Annotated in this window: 28 protein-coding genes; all 28 read right to left on the bottom strand. The window is 64.6% G+C overall.

All coding sequences use genetic code 11. The features are described 5' to 3' along the window. Positions 1-225: 225 nt before the first annotated feature. Positions 226-651, bottom strand: coding sequence for a 50S ribosomal protein L17 (gene rplQ / locus PV781_RS18850; protein ID WP_274777176.1), 426 nt, complete (start codon positions 649-651; stop codon positions 226-228). Between the two features lie 75 nt (positions 652-726). After that, on the bottom strand, positions 727-1752 hold the full coding sequence (locus PV781_RS18845; protein WP_425532424.1) for a DNA-directed RNA polymerase subunit alpha: 1026 nt from the start codon (positions 1750-1752) through the stop codon (positions 727-729). Between the two features lie 127 nt (positions 1753-1879). After that, positions 1880-2269 carry a 30S ribosomal protein S11 gene (gene rpsK / locus PV781_RS18840; RefSeq protein ID WP_274777175.1) on the bottom strand — a complete coding sequence of 130 codons (390 nt, stop codon included), beginning with the start codon at positions 2267-2269 and terminating at the stop codon, positions 1880-1882. A gap of 126 nt (positions 2270-2395) precedes the next feature. Next, complete coding sequence (gene rpsM, locus PV781_RS18835) at positions 2396-2764, bottom strand: 30S ribosomal protein S13 (RefSeq protein WP_209105127.1); 369 nt, start codon at positions 2762-2764, stop codon at positions 2396-2398. A gap of 203 nt (positions 2765-2967) precedes the next feature. Next, positions 2968-3552 carry an adenylate kinase gene (locus PV781_RS18830; protein ID WP_274777174.1) on the bottom strand — a complete coding sequence of 195 codons (585 nt, stop codon included), beginning with the start codon at positions 3550-3552 and terminating at the stop codon, positions 2968-2970. Further along, entirely contained in the window at positions 3549-4883 is a 1335-nt protein-coding gene (gene secY, locus PV781_RS18825; RefSeq protein ID WP_274777173.1) for a preprotein translocase subunit SecY, read from the bottom strand. The genes PV781_RS18830 and secY overlap by 4 nt, the downstream gene beginning before the upstream one ends. 366 nt (positions 4884-5249) lie before the next feature. Continuing rightward, positions 5250-5729 carry a 50S ribosomal protein L15 gene (gene rplO, locus PV781_RS18820; RefSeq protein ID WP_274777172.1) on the bottom strand — a complete coding sequence of 160 codons (480 nt, stop codon included), beginning with the start codon at positions 5727-5729 and terminating at the stop codon, positions 5250-5252. A gap of 11 nt (positions 5730-5740) precedes the next feature. Beyond that, the gene (gene rpmD / locus PV781_RS18815) at positions 5741-5935 is read right to left on the bottom strand and encodes a 50S ribosomal protein L30 (protein WP_132035662.1); all 195 of its coding nucleotides are present in this window, start codon (positions 5933-5935) and stop codon (positions 5741-5743) included. Positions 5936-5963: 28 nt separating this feature from the next. Further along, positions 5964-6521 (bottom strand): 30S ribosomal protein S5, encoded by a 558-nt coding sequence (gene rpsE / locus PV781_RS18810; RefSeq protein ID WP_209105123.1) that lies wholly within the window; start codon positions 6519-6521, stop codon positions 5964-5966. Between the two features lie 16 nt (positions 6522-6537). Further along, a complete protein-coding gene (gene rplR / locus PV781_RS18805) occupies positions 6538-6900 on the bottom strand; it encodes a 50S ribosomal protein L18 (protein WP_274777171.1) in 363 nt (120 codons plus the stop codon). Between the two features lie 12 nt (positions 6901-6912). After that, a complete protein-coding gene (rplF, locus tag PV781_RS18800) occupies positions 6913-7446 on the bottom strand; it encodes a 50S ribosomal protein L6 (RefSeq protein ID WP_274777170.1) in 534 nt (177 codons plus the stop codon). 19 nt (positions 7447-7465) lie between these two features. After that, positions 7466-7864 carry a 30S ribosomal protein S8 gene (gene rpsH, locus PV781_RS18795; RefSeq protein ID WP_274777169.1) on the bottom strand — a complete coding sequence of 133 codons (399 nt, stop codon included), beginning with the start codon at positions 7862-7864 and terminating at the stop codon, positions 7466-7468. A gap of 10 nt (positions 7865-7874) precedes the next feature. Beyond that, a complete protein-coding gene (gene rpsN, locus PV781_RS18790) occupies positions 7875-8180 on the bottom strand; it encodes a 30S ribosomal protein S14 (RefSeq protein ID WP_209105119.1) in 306 nt (101 codons plus the stop codon). Between the two features lie 214 nt (positions 8181-8394). Beyond that, positions 8395-8952: a 50S ribosomal protein L5 gene (rplE, locus tag PV781_RS18785; protein WP_274777168.1), complete on the bottom strand. Its 558-nt coding sequence runs from the start codon at positions 8950-8952 to the stop codon at positions 8395-8397. Then, the gene (rplX, locus tag PV781_RS18780; protein WP_209105117.1) at positions 8945-9262 is read right to left on the bottom strand and encodes a 50S ribosomal protein L24; all 318 of its coding nucleotides are present in this window, start codon (positions 9260-9262) and stop codon (positions 8945-8947) included. The genes rplE and rplX overlap by 8 nt, the downstream gene beginning before the upstream one ends. Continuing rightward, positions 9262-9630, bottom strand: a complete 369-nt coding sequence (gene rplN / locus PV781_RS18775) for a 50S ribosomal protein L14 (RefSeq protein ID WP_029006297.1) — start codon at positions 9628-9630, stop codon at positions 9262-9264. The genes rplX and rplN overlap by 1 nt, the downstream gene beginning before the upstream one ends. Positions 9631-9795: 165 nt before the next feature. Then, a complete protein-coding gene (gene rpsQ / locus PV781_RS18770) occupies positions 9796-10044 on the bottom strand; it encodes a 30S ribosomal protein S17 (protein WP_209105116.1) in 249 nt (82 codons plus the stop codon). A gap of 9 nt (positions 10045-10053) precedes the next feature. Then, positions 10054-10260, bottom strand: coding sequence for a 50S ribosomal protein L29 (rpmC, locus tag PV781_RS18765; protein WP_274777167.1), 207 nt, complete (start codon positions 10258-10260; stop codon positions 10054-10056). A 10-nt stretch (positions 10261-10270) separates the two neighbouring features. Continuing rightward, positions 10271-10684 (bottom strand): 50S ribosomal protein L16, encoded by a 414-nt coding sequence (rplP, locus tag PV781_RS18760; RefSeq protein ID WP_209105114.1) that lies wholly within the window; start codon positions 10682-10684, stop codon positions 10271-10273. Positions 10685-10715: 31 nt separating this feature from the next. Next, positions 10716-11459 (bottom strand): 30S ribosomal protein S3, encoded by a 744-nt coding sequence (gene rpsC / locus PV781_RS18755; RefSeq protein ID WP_274777166.1) that lies wholly within the window; start codon positions 11457-11459, stop codon positions 10716-10718. Next, positions 11459-11839 carry a 50S ribosomal protein L22 gene (rplV, locus tag PV781_RS18750; RefSeq protein ID WP_209105112.1) on the bottom strand — a complete coding sequence of 127 codons (381 nt, stop codon included), beginning with the start codon at positions 11837-11839 and terminating at the stop codon, positions 11459-11461. Before rplV ends, rpsC begins: the two co-directional genes overlap by 1 nt. A 6-nt stretch (positions 11840-11845) precedes the next feature. Then, positions 11846-12124, bottom strand: a complete 279-nt coding sequence (gene rpsS, locus PV781_RS18745; RefSeq protein WP_274777165.1) for a 30S ribosomal protein S19 — start codon at positions 12122-12124, stop codon at positions 11846-11848. Positions 12125-12134: 10 nt separating this feature from the next. Continuing rightward, entirely contained in the window at positions 12135-12968 is an 834-nt protein-coding gene (rplB, locus tag PV781_RS18740; protein WP_274777164.1) for a 50S ribosomal protein L2, read from the bottom strand. Positions 12969-12991: 23 nt separating this feature from the next. Then, on the bottom strand, positions 12992-13300 hold the full coding sequence (locus PV781_RS18735) for a 50S ribosomal protein L23 (RefSeq protein WP_274777163.1): 309 nt from the start codon (positions 13298-13300) through the stop codon (positions 12992-12994). Next, positions 13297-13917, bottom strand: a complete 621-nt coding sequence (gene rplD / locus PV781_RS18730; protein ID WP_209105108.1) for a 50S ribosomal protein L4 — start codon at positions 13915-13917, stop codon at positions 13297-13299. Before rplD ends, PV781_RS18735 begins: the two co-directional genes overlap by 4 nt. After that, positions 13917-14648 carry a 50S ribosomal protein L3 gene (gene rplC, locus PV781_RS18725; protein WP_274777162.1) on the bottom strand — a complete coding sequence of 244 codons (732 nt, stop codon included), beginning with the start codon at positions 14646-14648 and terminating at the stop codon, positions 13917-13919. The genes rplD and rplC overlap by 1 nt, the downstream gene beginning before the upstream one ends. A gap of 22 nt (positions 14649-14670) precedes the next feature. Further along, positions 14671-14979, bottom strand: a complete 309-nt coding sequence (gene rpsJ / locus PV781_RS18720) for a 30S ribosomal protein S10 (RefSeq protein WP_012113701.1) — start codon at positions 14977-14979, stop codon at positions 14671-14673. A gap of 79 nt (positions 14980-15058) precedes the next feature. Beyond that, on the bottom strand, positions 15059-15169 hold a 111-nt coding region (locus PV781_RS18715; protein ID WP_489667331.1), incomplete at its 5' end, for an EF-Tu C-terminal domain-related protein.

The raw sequence follows: 15169 nt of genomic DNA, 5'->3' as shown, positions 1-15169 counted from the left end.
TCGATCGGAACAGGTTTCAACTGATAGCGCAGATTCGCGACGCGCGGACTCATCCCCTGCCGGCATCCGCCGCGCGCTCGCCGGGACGCCCAAGTCCAGCACTGCGCCAGAACCCCACATGAGCCCTGAATGGACCAAAACGAGGGCGCGCGCTTCGTTCCCGCACCAAAAGAAAAAGGCGGCCGAAGCCGCCTTTTCACGAAGGTCTGTGATCGGACCCAAGCCTCACGCCGCAGCAGCAGCCTCGGCCTCGGCGGCCGTGCGGGCGCGGTCAGCGGCGCCCTTGGCCTCCACGTCGCGGTCGACGAACTCGATCACCGCCACGGGGGTAGAATCGCCATAGCGGAAGCCCGCCTTGACGATGCGAAGATAGCCACCGGGACGGCCCTTGTAGCGGGGTGCCAGCACGTCGAAGAGCTTCTTCACCACCTCGATGTCGCGCAGCTCGGCAATGGCCTGGCGGCGGGCATGCAGGTCGCCACGGCGGGCGAGGGTGACGAGCTTCTCCACCACCGGGCGAAGGTCTTTCGCCTTGGGCAGAGTGGTGACGATCTGCTCATGGGTGATGAGCGCACCGGCCAGATTGGAGAACATCGCCTTGCGGTGTTCCCAGGTGCGGTTGAACTTGCGATGAACCTTGCCGTGACGCATGACGGCGAACTCCTAAATGCCTCCGGCGTTTCGAGCCGTGATGGGTTGAGCGGCTCGAGCCGCGGGGTGAATGGGTCAGTAATGGTCCTCGAAGCGCTTCGCGAGCTCTTCGATATTCTCCGGCGGCCAGCCGGGCACTTCCATGCCCAGATGCAGGCCCATGGAGGCCAGCACTTCCTTGATCTCGTTGAGCGACTTCCGGCCAAAATTCGGCGTGCGGAGCATCTCCGTCTCGCTCTTCTGGATCAGGTCGCCGATATAGACGATGTTGTCGTTCTTCAGGCAGTTGGCCGAGCGCACCGACAGCTCCAGCTCGTCCACCTTCTTCAGAAGCGCCGGATTGAAGGGCAGCTCCTGGATGGCCGAGGTCTCGCTCTCGCGCTTGGGCTCCTCGAAATTCACGAAGATTTCGAGCTGGTCCTGAAGGATGCGGGCCGCATAAGCGAGCGCATCTTCCGCCGTGATCGAGCCGTCGGTCTCGATCTGCATGGTCAGCTTGTCATAGTCGAGAATCTGGCCCTCGCGGGTGTTCTCGACCTTGTAGGAGACCTTGCGCACCGGGGAATAGAGGCTGTCGATCGGGATCAGGCCGATCGGCGCGTCCTCGGGCCGGTTGCGGTCGGCGGGCACATAGCCCTTGCCGGTATTGACGGTGAACTCGATCCGCAGCTCCGCGCCCTCGTCCAGCGTGCACAAGGGCAGGTTGGGGTTGAGGATCTGGATGTCGCCAACGGTCTGGATGTCGCCAGCCGTCAGCACGCCAGGCCCGGTCTTCTTCGCCACGAGGCGCTTGGGACCGTCACCCTGCATGCGGATGGCGACTTCCTTGATGTTGAGGATGAGGTCCGTCACGTCCTCGCGGACGCCGGGGATGGAAGAGAACTCATGCAGCACGCCGTCGATGTGCACCGAGGTCACGGCCGCGCCCTGGAGGGACGACAGCAGGATACGGCGCAGGGCATTGCCCAGCGTCATGCCAAAGCCACGCTCCAGCGGCTCGGCCACCACGGTGGCGAGGCGCTTGGGATCGCTGCCGGCGGACACCTGCAGCTTCTCGGGCTTGATGAGTTCTTGCCAGTTCTTCTGAATCACTTGCGTCACCTTGCCTTCTCGCCGGGCCGCGGCACTCGACCGAAACTTTATCCATCGAGGCGCCGACCCGTCCCGCTAGACGGGGAGGAACCTGGCATGCGGCCCGCACGGCAGAACCGGCGGGCCAGCGGTACGCTCAGACGCGCCGGCGCTTGCGCGGCCGGCAGCCATTGTGCGGGATGGGGGTGACGTCGCGGATGGAGGTCACGAGGAAGCCAGCCGCCTGAAGGGCGCGCAGCGCCGATTCACGTCCCGAACCGGGACCGGACACTTCCACCTCGAGGGTGCGCATGCCGTGCTCGGCCGCCTTGCGGGCCGCATCCTCGGCCGCGATCTGGGCGGCGTACGGGGTGGACTTGCGCGAACCCTTGAAGCCCATGGCACCGGCGGAGGACCAGGAGATGGTGTTGCCCTGGGCGTCGGTGATGGTGATCATGGTGTTGTTGAACGAGGCGTTCACATGCGCCACGCCGGAGGCGATGTTCTTGCGCTCGCGACGCTTAACGCGGGTAGCTTCCTTGGCCATCTTGTCTTCAATCCTTCAGGCGCGCCCGTAACTCCAGGCGCTCGGGACGAACCGCCCGTCATCGGGCGGGTCATGGGAAAGGGCCGGCAAAGCCGGCCCTCGGTCAGGCGGCGAGGCCGCCCGTCATCACTTCTTCTTGCCGGCGATCGGCTTCGCCGGACCCTTGCGGGTGCGGGCGTTGGTGTGGGTGCGCTGGCCACGGACCGGCAGGCCGCGACGGTGACGCAGGCCGCGATAGCAGCCCAGGTCCATCAGGCGCTTGATGTTCATCGCCACTTCGCGGCGCAGGTCGCCTTCCACGATGTAGTCGCGGTCGATGGTCTCGCGGATCTGCAGCACTTCCTGGTCGGTCAGCTGGTTCACGCGACGCTCGGCGGGGATGCCCACCTTCTCGACGATCTCTTCGGCCTTCTTGGCGCCGATGCCGTGAATGTACTGAAGCGCGATGATCACGCGCTTGTTGGTCGGAATGTTAACGCCAGCAATACGAGCCACGTGTCTCTCCATGTGCACCGCCTGCTGCCAGGCGGCATGATGCCCCGCGTCCGGTGGAGGCCGGCCCGTGCGGGAGAACGACCCTTTCGGGATAAACAAAACCGCGCGCCTTGCTCCTCCCTTCAGAGGGGCAAGTCGCACGGACATCGAAGCGAGGGAGGGCTACTAACCGGTTAACCCTCTCTCGTCAAGGGGCAAAGCCCTCAGGCCACTTCCAGGATCTGGGAAATGGCCTTTGTCACGTCATCAATGGGCTGCATGCCATCGATCTGCTGAAGCTGGCCGCGCGCCTTGTAATAGGGCGCGACAATCGCCGTGTCCCGATTGTAGGCCTCAAGGCGGGTCTTGAAGACCTCCGGATCATCGTCCTTGCGCACCGCTTCGCCGCGCGCCCGCGCCTCTTCCGCGCGCTTGAGAATGCGATTCACCAGGGCGCCCTGATCCACCACCAGCTCGATCACCGCGTCGAGCTTCATGCCCTTCTGCGACAGCATGGTGTCCAGCGCTTCTGCCTGGGCCACCGTGCGGGGGAAACCGTCGAGGATGAAGCCGTTCTTGGCGTCGGCTTCGTCCAAACGGTCGGCGATGATGCCGATGACGATGTCGTCGGAGACGAGACCGCCGGATTCCATCACTGCCTTCGCCTTCAGCCCGATGGGCGTGCCGGCTGCCACCGCCGCGCGCAGCATGTCACCCGTGGACAGCTGCACGATGCCGTGACGACTCACCAGCCGCTGGGCCTGGGTTCCCTTGCCGGCCCCGGGCGGGCCCAGCAGAATCAGCCTCATTTCCGTCTCCCCCCACGCAGCTTGGCTTTCTTCACCAGCCCTTCGTACTGGTGCGCCAGCAGGTGTCCTTGAATTTGCGACACGGTATCCATCGTCACGCTGACCACGATCAGCAACGACGTTCCTCCGAAATAGAACGGAACGGCGGCGTACGAAATCAGCAGTTCGGGGAAGAGACATACTGCCGCAATGTAAGCCGCACCGACAACCGTGATTCGGGTCAGCACATAGTCGATATATTCAGCCGTGCGCTCGCCCGGCCGGATGCCCGGGATGAAGCCGCCGTGCTTCTTAAGATTGTCCGCCGTCTCGACCGGATTGAACACGATCGCGGTGTAGAAGAAGCAGAAGAACACGATCAGCGCCACATAGAGCACCATGTAGAGCGGCTGGCCGTGCCCAAGCAGCCGGGTCACCGTGTTGAACCATTCCGGCCCCGCCCCCTGCGTGAAGCTGCCAATGGTCGCCGGGATGAGCAGCAGCGAGGACGCGAAGATCGGCGGGATGACGCCGGACGTGTTCAGCTTCAGCGGCAGGTGAGAGGACTGGCCCTCATAGACGCGGTTGCCCACCTGGCGCTTGGGATACTGGATCAGCAGCCGGCGCTGCGCCCGCTCCATGAACACGATGAAGGCGATGATCGCGATCGCCATCACCAGCACCGCCAGGATGAGCGGGGTGGAAATGGCGCCCTGGCGGCCCAGTTCGAGGGTGCGGATGAAGGCGCCCGGAAGCTCGGCCACGATGCCGGCGAAAATGATGAGCGAGGTGCCGTTGCCGATGCCGCGCGAGGTGATCTGCTCACCCAGCCACATCAGGAACATGGTGCCGCCCGTGAGCGTGATCACCGTGGTGATGCGGAAGAACCAGCCCGGATCGGTCACGACCGTGCCGGAGCTCTCGAGGCCTACGGCAATGCCATAGGCCTGGAACAGCGCCAGGATGACGGTCAGGTAGCGGGTGTATTGGTTGATCTGCTTGCGGCCCGCCTCGCCTTCCTTCTTCAGCGCTTCCAGCGTGGGTGACACGGTGGTCAGCAGCTGCACGATGATGGAGGCGGAGATGTAGGGCATGATGTTCAGGGCGAAGATGGCCATGCGCTGCACGGCACCACCCGAGAACATGTTGAAGAGACCGATGATTCCCTGCTGGGCGTTGCGGAACACATCCTGCAGCGCGTCGGGATTGATCCCCGGGAGCGGGATATAGGTCCCGAGCCGGTAGACGAGAAGGGCGCCGAGAGTGAACCAGATTCGCTTCTTGAGCTCCTCGGCCTTGCCGAGGGCGCCGAAGTTCAGGTTCGCCGCGAGTTGTTCCGCCGCCGAGACCATGCCTTGCTCCACTTGAGCCGCCCGTAGACGAGCGGCTTGGATATGGGGGGCGCGCGGGCGCGGCGATAGAGCCAAGTCCGGGCATCTTGGATCGCGTGGCGATCCTCATACCCAGCCACTCCGTCTCTTCAGGCAAAACAGAGGGCGATTGCCGTCCAGATCTGATCAATCTGAGCGGATCGCGCTCTAGGCCCGAGCCGGCACGCACCGCCTCTTTCTGTCAGGTCATACTCACCCCGAACCCAAGGCGCCAGCATTAAGGCGGCCCACGCGGCACGGGATGCCGAACACGACAATGCCGCCGGCACAGCCGGCGGCATCGAAGACTTTATCCTGGGGATCGGCCGAAGCCCCTCCCCTGCCCGCTCACTCGGCCGCAGCGGCCTTGGGAGCGAGAATGGTCACCGAGCCGCCCGCCTTCTCCACCGCTTCCGCGGCAGACTTGGTGGCATAGGCCACTTCGACCGTAACCTTGGCGGTCAGTTCGCCAGTGCCGAGGAGGCGGACGCCGTCCTTGGCGCGACGCAGGACGCCGGCCGCGACCAGGGCCGCCCCGTTGACCGGCGCCGAGGCATCCAGCTTGCCCGCATCAATGGCGGACTGGATGCGACCCAGCGACACCTCGGAATAGTCGAGGCGGAAGATGTTGTGGAAGCCACGCTTCGGCAGGCGCCGATGCAGAGGCATCTGACCACCTTCGAAGCCCTTGATGGCAACGCCGGTGCGGGCCTTCTGACCCTTCACGCCACGGCCGCCGGTCTTGCCCTTGCCAGAGCCGATGCCGCGGCCGACCCGGATGCGCGACTTGCGCGCGCCGGGATTGTCCCTGATCTCGTCGAGCTTCATCTCGCCTCTCCTCAGTCCACGACGCGGACGAGATGAGCGACCTTCGCGATCATCCCGCGCACCGCCGGGGTGTCCTTAAGGGTCGAACGGCGATGACGCTTGTTCAGCCCGAGGCCCACGAGGGTTGCTTCCTGGTCAGCCGGACGGCGGATCGGCGAACCGATCTGCTCGACGGTGACGGTTTTTCCTTCAGTCGCGTTCGCCATGGCGCGCTCCTATCCTTGCGAGCCCGGCTCAGTCGGTCGCTTCCGCGTCTTCGACGCGGCGGCGGGACTGGAGCTGCGACACCTTGAGACCGCGGCGCGAAGCCACGGAGCGCGGGCTGTCCTGGTTCTTCAGAGCATCGAACGTGGCGCGCACCATGTTGTACGGGTTGGACGACCCGAACGACTTGGCGACCACGTCGTGCATGCCCAGCGTCTCGAAGACGGCACGCATCGGGCCGCCGGCGATGATGCCGGTACCGGCCGGGGCGGCGCGGAGCACCACCTTGCCGGCGCCATGGTGACCATGCACGTCGTGGTGCAGGGTGCGGCCTTCGCGCAGCGGCACGCGGATGAGGGCGCGCTTGGCGCTCTCGGTTGCCTTGCGGATGGCTTCCGGCACTTCGCGAGCCTTGCCATGGCCGAAGCCGACGCGGCCCTTCTGGTCACCGACCACCACCAGGGCAGCGAAGCCGAAGCGACGGCCGCCCTTCACCACCTTCGCGACACGGTTGATGTGGACAAGCTTGTCCACGAACGTGTTGTCGCGATCTTCGCGCTCAGCGCGGTGTTCCCTTTCACGGGCCATTTCGCTCGTCCTCGCGTCAGAACTGAAGGCCGCCTTCGCGGGCGCCCTCAGCGAGCGCCTTGACGCGCCCATGATAGATGTAAGCGCCACGATCGAAGACGACCGCGGTCACGCCCTTTTCGGCGGCCCGCTCGGCGACCAGCTTGCCGATGGCCTTGGCGGCATCGGTGTCGGCCCCGGTCTTGAGCGAGGACCGCAGGTCCTTTTCGAGGCTGGAGGCCGACGCAACCGTCAGGCCGTTCGCATCGTCAATGACCTGCGCGTAGATATGCTTCGAGGTGCGGTGCACGGACAGGCGGGGACGCCCGTTCGCAGCGGCGCGGAGAGCGCGGCGCACCTTGGCTTTACGGCGAACAAGCGCCTCAATGTCACGAGCCATGGTGAGCCTCCGTCACTTCTTCTTGCCTTCCTTGCGGAAGATGAATTCGCCAGCATACTTGACGCCCTTGCCCTTATAGGGCTCGGGGCCACGGAACTCGCGGATCTCGGCGGCGACCTGGCCGACCTTCTGCTTATCCACGCCCGTCACCACGATCTCCGTGGGCTTGGGGGTCACGATCTGGATCCCTTCCGGGATCGCATAGATCACGTCGTGGCTGTAGCCGAGGGACAGCTGCAGGTTCTTGCCGGCGATGGCGGCCTTGTAGCCGACGCCGGTGATTTCGAGCTTACGCTCGAAGCCCTTGGTCACGCCTTCCACCAGGTTGGCCACCAGGGTGCGGGACATGCCCCACATGGACTTGTGCCGCTGCGAGTCGCCACGCATGGCCACCTTCAGCTCGGAATTGGCGAGCTCGACGCCCACTTCTTCCACGAGGGTCACTTCGAGGGCGCCCTTGGGGCCCTTCACCTTCACCGTCTGGCCTTCCACATTGGCGGTCACGCCAGCGGGAACGGCGACGGGATGCTTGCCGATCTTCGACATGTCTTCCTCCGTCGCTGGCTCAGAACACGGTGCAGAGCACTTCGCCGCCAACATTCTTGTCGCGGGCAGCGTGGTCGGCCATCACGCCCTGGGGCGTGGAGACGACGGCGATGCCGAGACCGTTGGCGACGCGGGGTAGGTTCTTGACCGACGCATAGACGCGACGGCCGGGCTTCGACACACGGGCGATCTCGCGGATCACCGGGGCGCCGTCGAAATACTTCAGCTCGATCTCGAACTCGGTCCGGCCATTGCCATGGTCCGTGGTGGTGTAGCCACGGATATAGCCTTCGTCGCGCAGGACATCGAGCAGGCTGGCGCGCAGGCGCGAGCCGGGGCTCTGGGTCTTGTCCTTGCGACGCATCTGGGCGTTGCGGATACGCGTGATCAGATCGCCGATGGGATCATTGATGGACATTCGCCCCTCCTCACCAGCTCGACTTCACAAGACCGGGGACAAGTCCCTGGGAGCCGAGCTCGCGCAGCGCGATACGGCTCATCTTGAGCTTGCGGTAAAAGGCGCGCGGGCGGCCCGTCACTTCGCAACGGTTACGCACCCGAATCTTCGCCGAATTGCGCGGCATCTGCGCGAGCTTGAGGGTCGCCGCAAAGCGCTCCTCGATCGGCAGCGTCTTGTCATTCACGATCGCCTTGAGGCCATCGCGCTTCGCAGCCAGCTGTTGCGACAGCTTGCGGCGACGCTCGTTGGTCTCGATCGCGCTTTTCTTCGCCATGTCCTGCTCCAGTTCTCCGCGTCTGAGGGATTGACCCCTCACAGCCGGAAAGCACTCAATCTCGCCTGACCTGCGCAGCCTTTCGGCCCGCAACGTCCGGGCCTTCCGCCAGCCTGGCATAAGCCTTGGCCGAAGTGCGGAAATGGCCGGAGCGGACCCCGGCCATGTCGGCTCACACGCAGCGCCTGTCGAGCGAAGCGCTGCTTCTACACCCTCACTGACGGAAAGGGAAGTTGAACGCCTTCAAAAGCGCCCGGGCTTCGTCATCCGTCTTCGCGGTGGTGCAAACGATGATATCCATGCCCCAGATCTGCTCGACCTGGTCATAGTTGATCTCGGGGAACACGATGTGCTCCTTGATGCCCATGGCATAGTTGCCACGGCCATCGAAGCTCTTCGGGTTCAGGCCGCGGAAGTCACGCACGCGGGGAAGCGCGATGGTGACCAGGCGGTCGAGGAACTCGAACATGCGGGCCTTGCGAAGGGTGACCTTCGCGCCGACCGGCTGGTTCTCGCGCAGCTTGAAGTTCGACACCGCCTTGCGGGCCCGCGTCACAACCGGCTTCTGGCCGGCGATGCGGCCGAGATCGGCAGCGGCGGTGGTGACCTTCTTGGTGTCGGCAGTGGCTTCACCCACGCCCATGTTGATCACGATCTTCTCGATCGTGGGCACTTCCATGGGGTTCTTGTAGCCGAACTGCTCGATCATCTTCGGCCGCACCACCTCGTCATAATAGGTGCGCAGGCGCGGCGTGTAATTGACCTCAGCCATCGATCCTCTCCCCGGAACGCTTGGCCACACGGACCTTGGTCCCGTCCTCAAGCACCTGGAAACCCACCCGGGTCGGCTTGCCGTCCTTGGGGTCCGCCACCGCGATGTTCGACAGGTGGATGGGGGCCTCCTTGGAGATGATCCCACCTTCCTGGTTCGCGGTCTGGCGCTGGTGGCGCTTGACGATGTTCACTCCGCGCACCAGCGCGGTCTCTTCCTTCGGCAGAACCTGAAGGACCTCGCCGGTGCGACCCTTGTCGCGGCCGGAGAGGACGACGACCTTGTCGCCCTTCTTGACTTTAGCGGCCATCACAGCACCTCCGGCGCCAGCGAGATGATCTTCATGTGGTTCTTCGCGCGGAGCTCGCGCGGAACCGGCCCGAAGATGCGGGTGCCCACCGGCTCCTTCTGGTTGTTGATCAGCACGGCCGCATTGCGGTCGAAGCGGATCACCGAACCATCAACCCGACGGATGTCCTTGGCCGTGCGAACCACGACCGCCTTCATCACATCGCCCTTCTTCACGCGACCGCGCGGAATGGCTTCCTTGACCGACACCACGATGATGTCGCCAACGTGAGCGTATTTCCGCTTCGATCCGCCCAGCACCTTGATGCACATGACGCGACGCGCACCGGAATTGTCCGCCACGTCGAGATTGGTCTGCATCTGGATCATGACGCACCTGTTCTCGTCATCCAGCGCCGCCGGCATGCCGGCATTGCCCGTTCACACCACCCGTGCCCGCTCATCGGAACACGGTCTTTGCCGCGATGCGGTCTCCACTTGCCATCCCCAGTTTTGAGATGGGGATGGAACGGACCCTGCATCGGGGCCTTTTCGTCAGACCTCGGCCCGCTTCTCGCCCTGGACCACGATCCAGTTCTTGAGCTTGGACAGGGGCCGATGCTCCTCGATCCACACCGTATCACCCACATTCCAGGCATTCGCCTCGTCATGGGCATGATACTTCTTGGACCGACGAACGGTCTTCTTCAGCAGGGGGTGGGTGAAGCGACGCTCCACCCGGACCACGACGGTCTTATCCTGCTTGTCGCTCACCACGACGCCTTGGAGCACGCGCTTCGGCATCGCTCACCCTCACTTCGTATCCGCGGCGAGGCCGCGCTTGGCATTCTGCACGGTCCGGATCCGCGCGATGTCGCGGCGGATCTGGCGGTTCCGTGCCGTATTCTCCAGCTGACCCGTCGCCTTCTGGAAGCGCAGGTTGAACTGTTCCTTCTTCAGCTTCAGCAGCTCATCGGCGAGCTGATCGGGGCTGAGGGCCCGAACGTCCTCGGCTTTCATGAGCCTCTCCTCACTCGGCGATGCGCTGGATGAAGCGCGTCTTGATCGGCAGCTTGGCCGCAGCGAGGGTCAGCGCCTCACGGGCGATGTCCACGCTCACGCCGTCGATCTCGAACATGATACGGCCGGGCTTGACCTTGGCCGCCCAATATTCAGGGGCGCCCTTGCCCTTACCCATACGCACTTCGGTCGGCTTGGCCGACACCGGCACGTCGGGGAACACGCGGATCCAAACACGGCCCGCGCGCTTCATGTGACGGGTCAGAGCGCGGCGGGCGGCCTCGATCTGACGCGCGGTCACGCGCTCCGGCTCGAGGGCCTTGAGGCCGAACTCGCCGAAATTGAGTTCCGTACCGCCCTTGGCGACGCCGGAGATGCGTCCCTTGAACTGCTTACGGAACTTGGTGCGCTTCGGTTGCAGCATGGCTTAAACGCCTTCTTTCTCGCGCAGCCAATCACGCAGCGTCACGGTCGCGGTCGCGACCATGGTCGCGATCCCGCTCACGGCGCGGCGGACGGCCGCTCGGCCCGTCACCCTCGGCCAGGCGCTTGTCCTGGGCCATGGGGTCGTGCTCGAGGATTTCACCCTTGAAGATCCACACCTTCACGCCGCACGTCCCGTAGGTCGTGAAGGCGGTGGCGGTGCCGTAATCCACGTCCGCGCGCAGCGTGTGCAGCGGAACGCGGCCTTCACGGTACCACTCGAGGCGCGCGATCTCCGCCCCGCCGAGACGGCCGGAGCAGTTGATGCGGATGCCTTCCGCGCCGAGGCGCATGGCCGACTGAACGGCGCGCTTCATGGCGCGGCGGAACGCCACGCGGCGCTCCAGCTGCTGGGCGATGGACTCGGCAACCAGGCGCGCGTCGATTTCCGGCTTGCGGATCTCGACGATGTTGATGAAGACCTCCGACTTGGTCATGTCGGCGACCTTCTTGCGCAGCTTGTCGATGTCGGCGCCCTTCTTGCCGATCACCACGCCGGGACGGGCGGAATGGATCGTCACCCGGCACTTCTTGTGCGGACGCTCGATCACCACCTTGGACACCGCGGCCTGCTTCAGCTGCTTCAGCAGCATGTTGCGGATCTTGATGTCCTCGTGCAGCAGCTGGCCATACTCGCCCTTGCCGGCGAACCAACGGCTATCCCAGGTGCGGTTGATGCCGAGCCGCAGCCCGACCGGATTGACCTTTTGACCCATCAGGCCCGCTCCTCCACTTCCCGCACCACAATGGTGATGTGGGAGAAGGGCTTCTCGATGCGCGAGGCGCGACCGCGCGCTCGGGGCGAGAACCGCTTCATCACCAGACCCTTGCCCACGTGCGCCTCGGCGACGACCAGGTCGTCCACGTCGAGCTCGTGGTTGTTCTCGGCGTTGGCGATCGCGCTCTCGAGGCACTTCTTCACATCGCGGGCAATCCGCTTGCGAGAGAATTCGAGATCGGCGAGCGCCGTCGCCACCTTCTTGCCGCGGATCAGGCCCGCGACCAGATTGAGCTTCTGAGGCGAGACGCGCAGATTGCGCGCCACAGCCTTGGCTTCGTTGTCAGCGAGCGCACGCGCCCTTGCCTGCTTACCCATGGCTCATCACCGCCGCTTGGACTTCTTGTCGGCCGCGTGCCCGTAATAGGTGCGGGTCGGCGAGAACTCACCGAACTTCTGGCCAACCATGTCTTCCGACACATAGACCGGCACGTGCTTCTGGCCGTTGTACACGCCGAAAGTAAGGCCGACGAACTGGGGGAGAATCGTGGAGCGCCGGCTCCAGATCTTGATGGTGTCGTTGCGACCCGAAGCGCGCGCGGTCTCTGCCTTCTTCAGCAGATAGCCGTCGACGAACGGGCCCTTCCAAATTGCTCTCGACATATCCAGGCCCTCACTTCTTCCGCTTGTGGCGGCTCGTGACAATGAACTTGTCGGTCGCCTTGTTCGAGCGGGTCTTCTTGCCCTTGGTGGGGAAACCCCAGGGCGTGACCGGATGACGGCCACCCGAGGTGCGGCCTTCGCCGCCGCCGTGCGGGTGATCGACCGGGTTCATGGTCACGCCACGATTGTGCGGGCGCTGGCCGAGCCACCGCGAACGTCCCGCCTTGCCCAGCGAGATGTTCATGTGGTCCGGATTGGACACCGCGCCGACCGTGGCATAGCAGGCGCCGTGAACCAGGCGCTGCTCGCCCGAATTCAGGCGCAGGATGACATAACCCTGGTCGCGGCCGACGATCTGGGCATAGCTGCCCGCGGACCGGGCGATCTGACCGCCCTTGCCGATCTTCAGCTCGACATTGTGCACGATCGTCCCGACCGGCAGGTTGGACAGGGCGCCGGCATTGCCGGGCTTCACGTCCACCTGCTCGCCGGCGATCACGGAATCACCCACCGCCAGGCGCTGCGGCGCCAGGATATAGGCGAGCTCCCCGTCCTCATACTTGATGAGGGCGATGAACGCCGTGCGGTTGGGATCATACTCGATCCGTTCCACGCTCGCCGGCACGCCGCGCTTGGAGCGCTTGAAGTCGACGATGCGGTAGGTCTGCTTGTGTCCGCCGCCACGGAAGCGGACGGTCACGCGACCGGTATTGTTGCGTCCGCCCGAGGAGCTCTTGCCCTCGGTCAGGGTCTTCACCGGCTTGCCCTTGTAGAGGCCGGAGCGGTCGACGATCACGAGCTGGCGAAGGCTCGGCGTGACCGGCTTGAAATGCTTCAGCGCCATGGTCTTATCCCCGTTCCCTCAGCTCACAGGCCGGTGGTGACGTCGATGGTCTGGCCCTCTTCGAGGGTCACGACCGCCTTCTTCACATCCGACTGCACGCCCTTGCGGCCCTTGAAGATCTTCACCTTGCCCTTGCGGACGAGGGTGTTGACGCTCTTGACCTTGACGTCGAACAAACGCTCCACCGCTTCCTTGATCTGGGGCTTGGTGGCGGTGCGGGCGACGTTGAAGACGACCTTGTTGAACTCGCTGTGCGCCGTCGCCTTTTCGGTGATGACGGGCGAGAGGATCACGTCGTAATGACGCGGCTCGATATTCCGCTGCGGGCTCATTTGAAGCGCGCCTCCAGAGCGTCCAGGGCGGCCTTGGTCAGGACCAGGGTGTCGCGCCGCAGGATGTCGTAAACGTTGATGCCCTGGATCGGCAGCACGTCCACGTAAGGCAGGTTGCGCGCCGCCAGAGCGACGTTCGTCTCCACCTCGGAGCCGTCCACCACGAGAACCGAGGCGATGCCCAGCTTCTCGAACCGATCCTTCAGCGCCTTCGTCTTGGGATCGTCGAGGGAGACCTTGTCGAGGACAAGAATCTGCTCGGCCTTCACCTTGGACGAGAGCGCATGCTTCAGGGCCAGGGCGCGCACCTTCTTCGGCAGGTCGATGGCGTGCGAACGCACCACCGGGCCGAAGGCGCGGCCGCCGCCACGGAACTGCGGCGCAGACGCCGCACCGTGACGGGCATTACCCGTGCCCTTCTGCTTGTACATCTTCTTGGACGTCCGGTTGATCTCCGAACGGCCCTTGGTCCGGTGCGTTCCGGCCTGGCGACGCGCCAGCTGCCAGGTCACGCAGCGGTGCAGGATGTCGGCGCGCGGCTCGAGACCGAAGATCTCGTCCGAAACGGTCACAGACCCCGCATCAGCTCCATCGAGCGTCTTGACGGCGAGTTCCATCACGCGCCCTCCTCATTGGTCGCTTCGGCCGCCGGGGCCGCAGCTTCTTCAGCGCCGCGCAGCTTGAAGGCGCCGGGCTGAGGAGCCTCGCTCGGCAGGCGCTTCTTGACCGCGTCGCGCACCATGATCCAGCCACCGGCGTGACCGGGGACGGCGCCCTCGACCGCGATCAGACCGCGCTCGACGTCCGTCATCACCACCTTCAAGTTCTGGGTGGTGACCGTGGTGTGACCCATATGGCCAGGCATCTTCTTGTTCTTGAAGGTCTTGCCCGGGTCCTGGCGGCCACCGGTCGAACCGATGGAGCGGTGGGAGATGGACACGCCGTGAGAGGCGCGCAGACCACCGAAATTGTGCCGCTTCATACCGCCGGCAAAGCCCTTGCCGATGGTGGTGCCGGTCACGTCCACATACTGGCCCACGACGAAGTGGTCAGCCGTGATCTCGGCGCCGACGGGGATCAGCCCAGCTTCGTCCACGCGGAATTCCGCCATGGTCCGCTTGGGCTCGACCTCGGCCACCGCAAAGTGGCCGCGTTCGGCGCGCGTGACGTTCTTCGGCTTGCGACGGCCAGCACCAAGCTGCACCGCCACATATCCGTTCTGATCGAGCGTGCGGTGGGCAACCACCTGGCAGCTCTCAACTTTAAGCACCGTGACCGGAACATGCTCACCCGCATCCGTGAAGATGCGAGTCATGCCGACCTTCTGGGCGATGACGCCTGACCGCATGGTCGTGTCTCCTCGCCTCACATCAGAGCTTGATTTCGACGTCGACGCCGGCGGCGAGGTCGAGCTTCATCAGCGCGTCCACCGTCTGGGGCGTCGGATCGACGATATCAAGCAACCGCTTGTGAGTACGCATCTCAAACTGCTCGCGCGACTTCTTGTCGATGTGCGGAGAGCGATTGACCGTGAACTTCTCGATCCGCGTCGGCAGCGGGATCGGACCGCGCACCTGCGCGCCCGTGCGCTTGGCCGTGGCGACGATCTCGCGCGTCGAGGCATCGAGAATGCGATGATCGAACGCCTTGAGGCGGATCCGAATGTTCTGGCCGTTCATGGCTCTATGGCTCCAACAGAAAGGGGCGCGGGACCAGTCCCGACGCGGGAGACCCGCGCGCCCCCGTTCGTTATCTCAATCACTCGATGATGGAGGCGACGACGCCGGCGCCCACCGTGCGGCCACCTTCGCGGATCGCGAAGCGCAGCTTCTCTTCCATGGCGATCGGCACGATCAGCGCCACGTCCAT

The organism is Aquabacter sediminis, assembly GCF_028863665.1.
Taxonomy (GTDB): domain Bacteria; phylum Pseudomonadota; class Alphaproteobacteria; order Rhizobiales; family Xanthobacteraceae; genus L1I39.
Note: the sequence above shows the minus strand (reverse complement) of the source record. Positions and strands in the feature narration are given on the sequence as shown.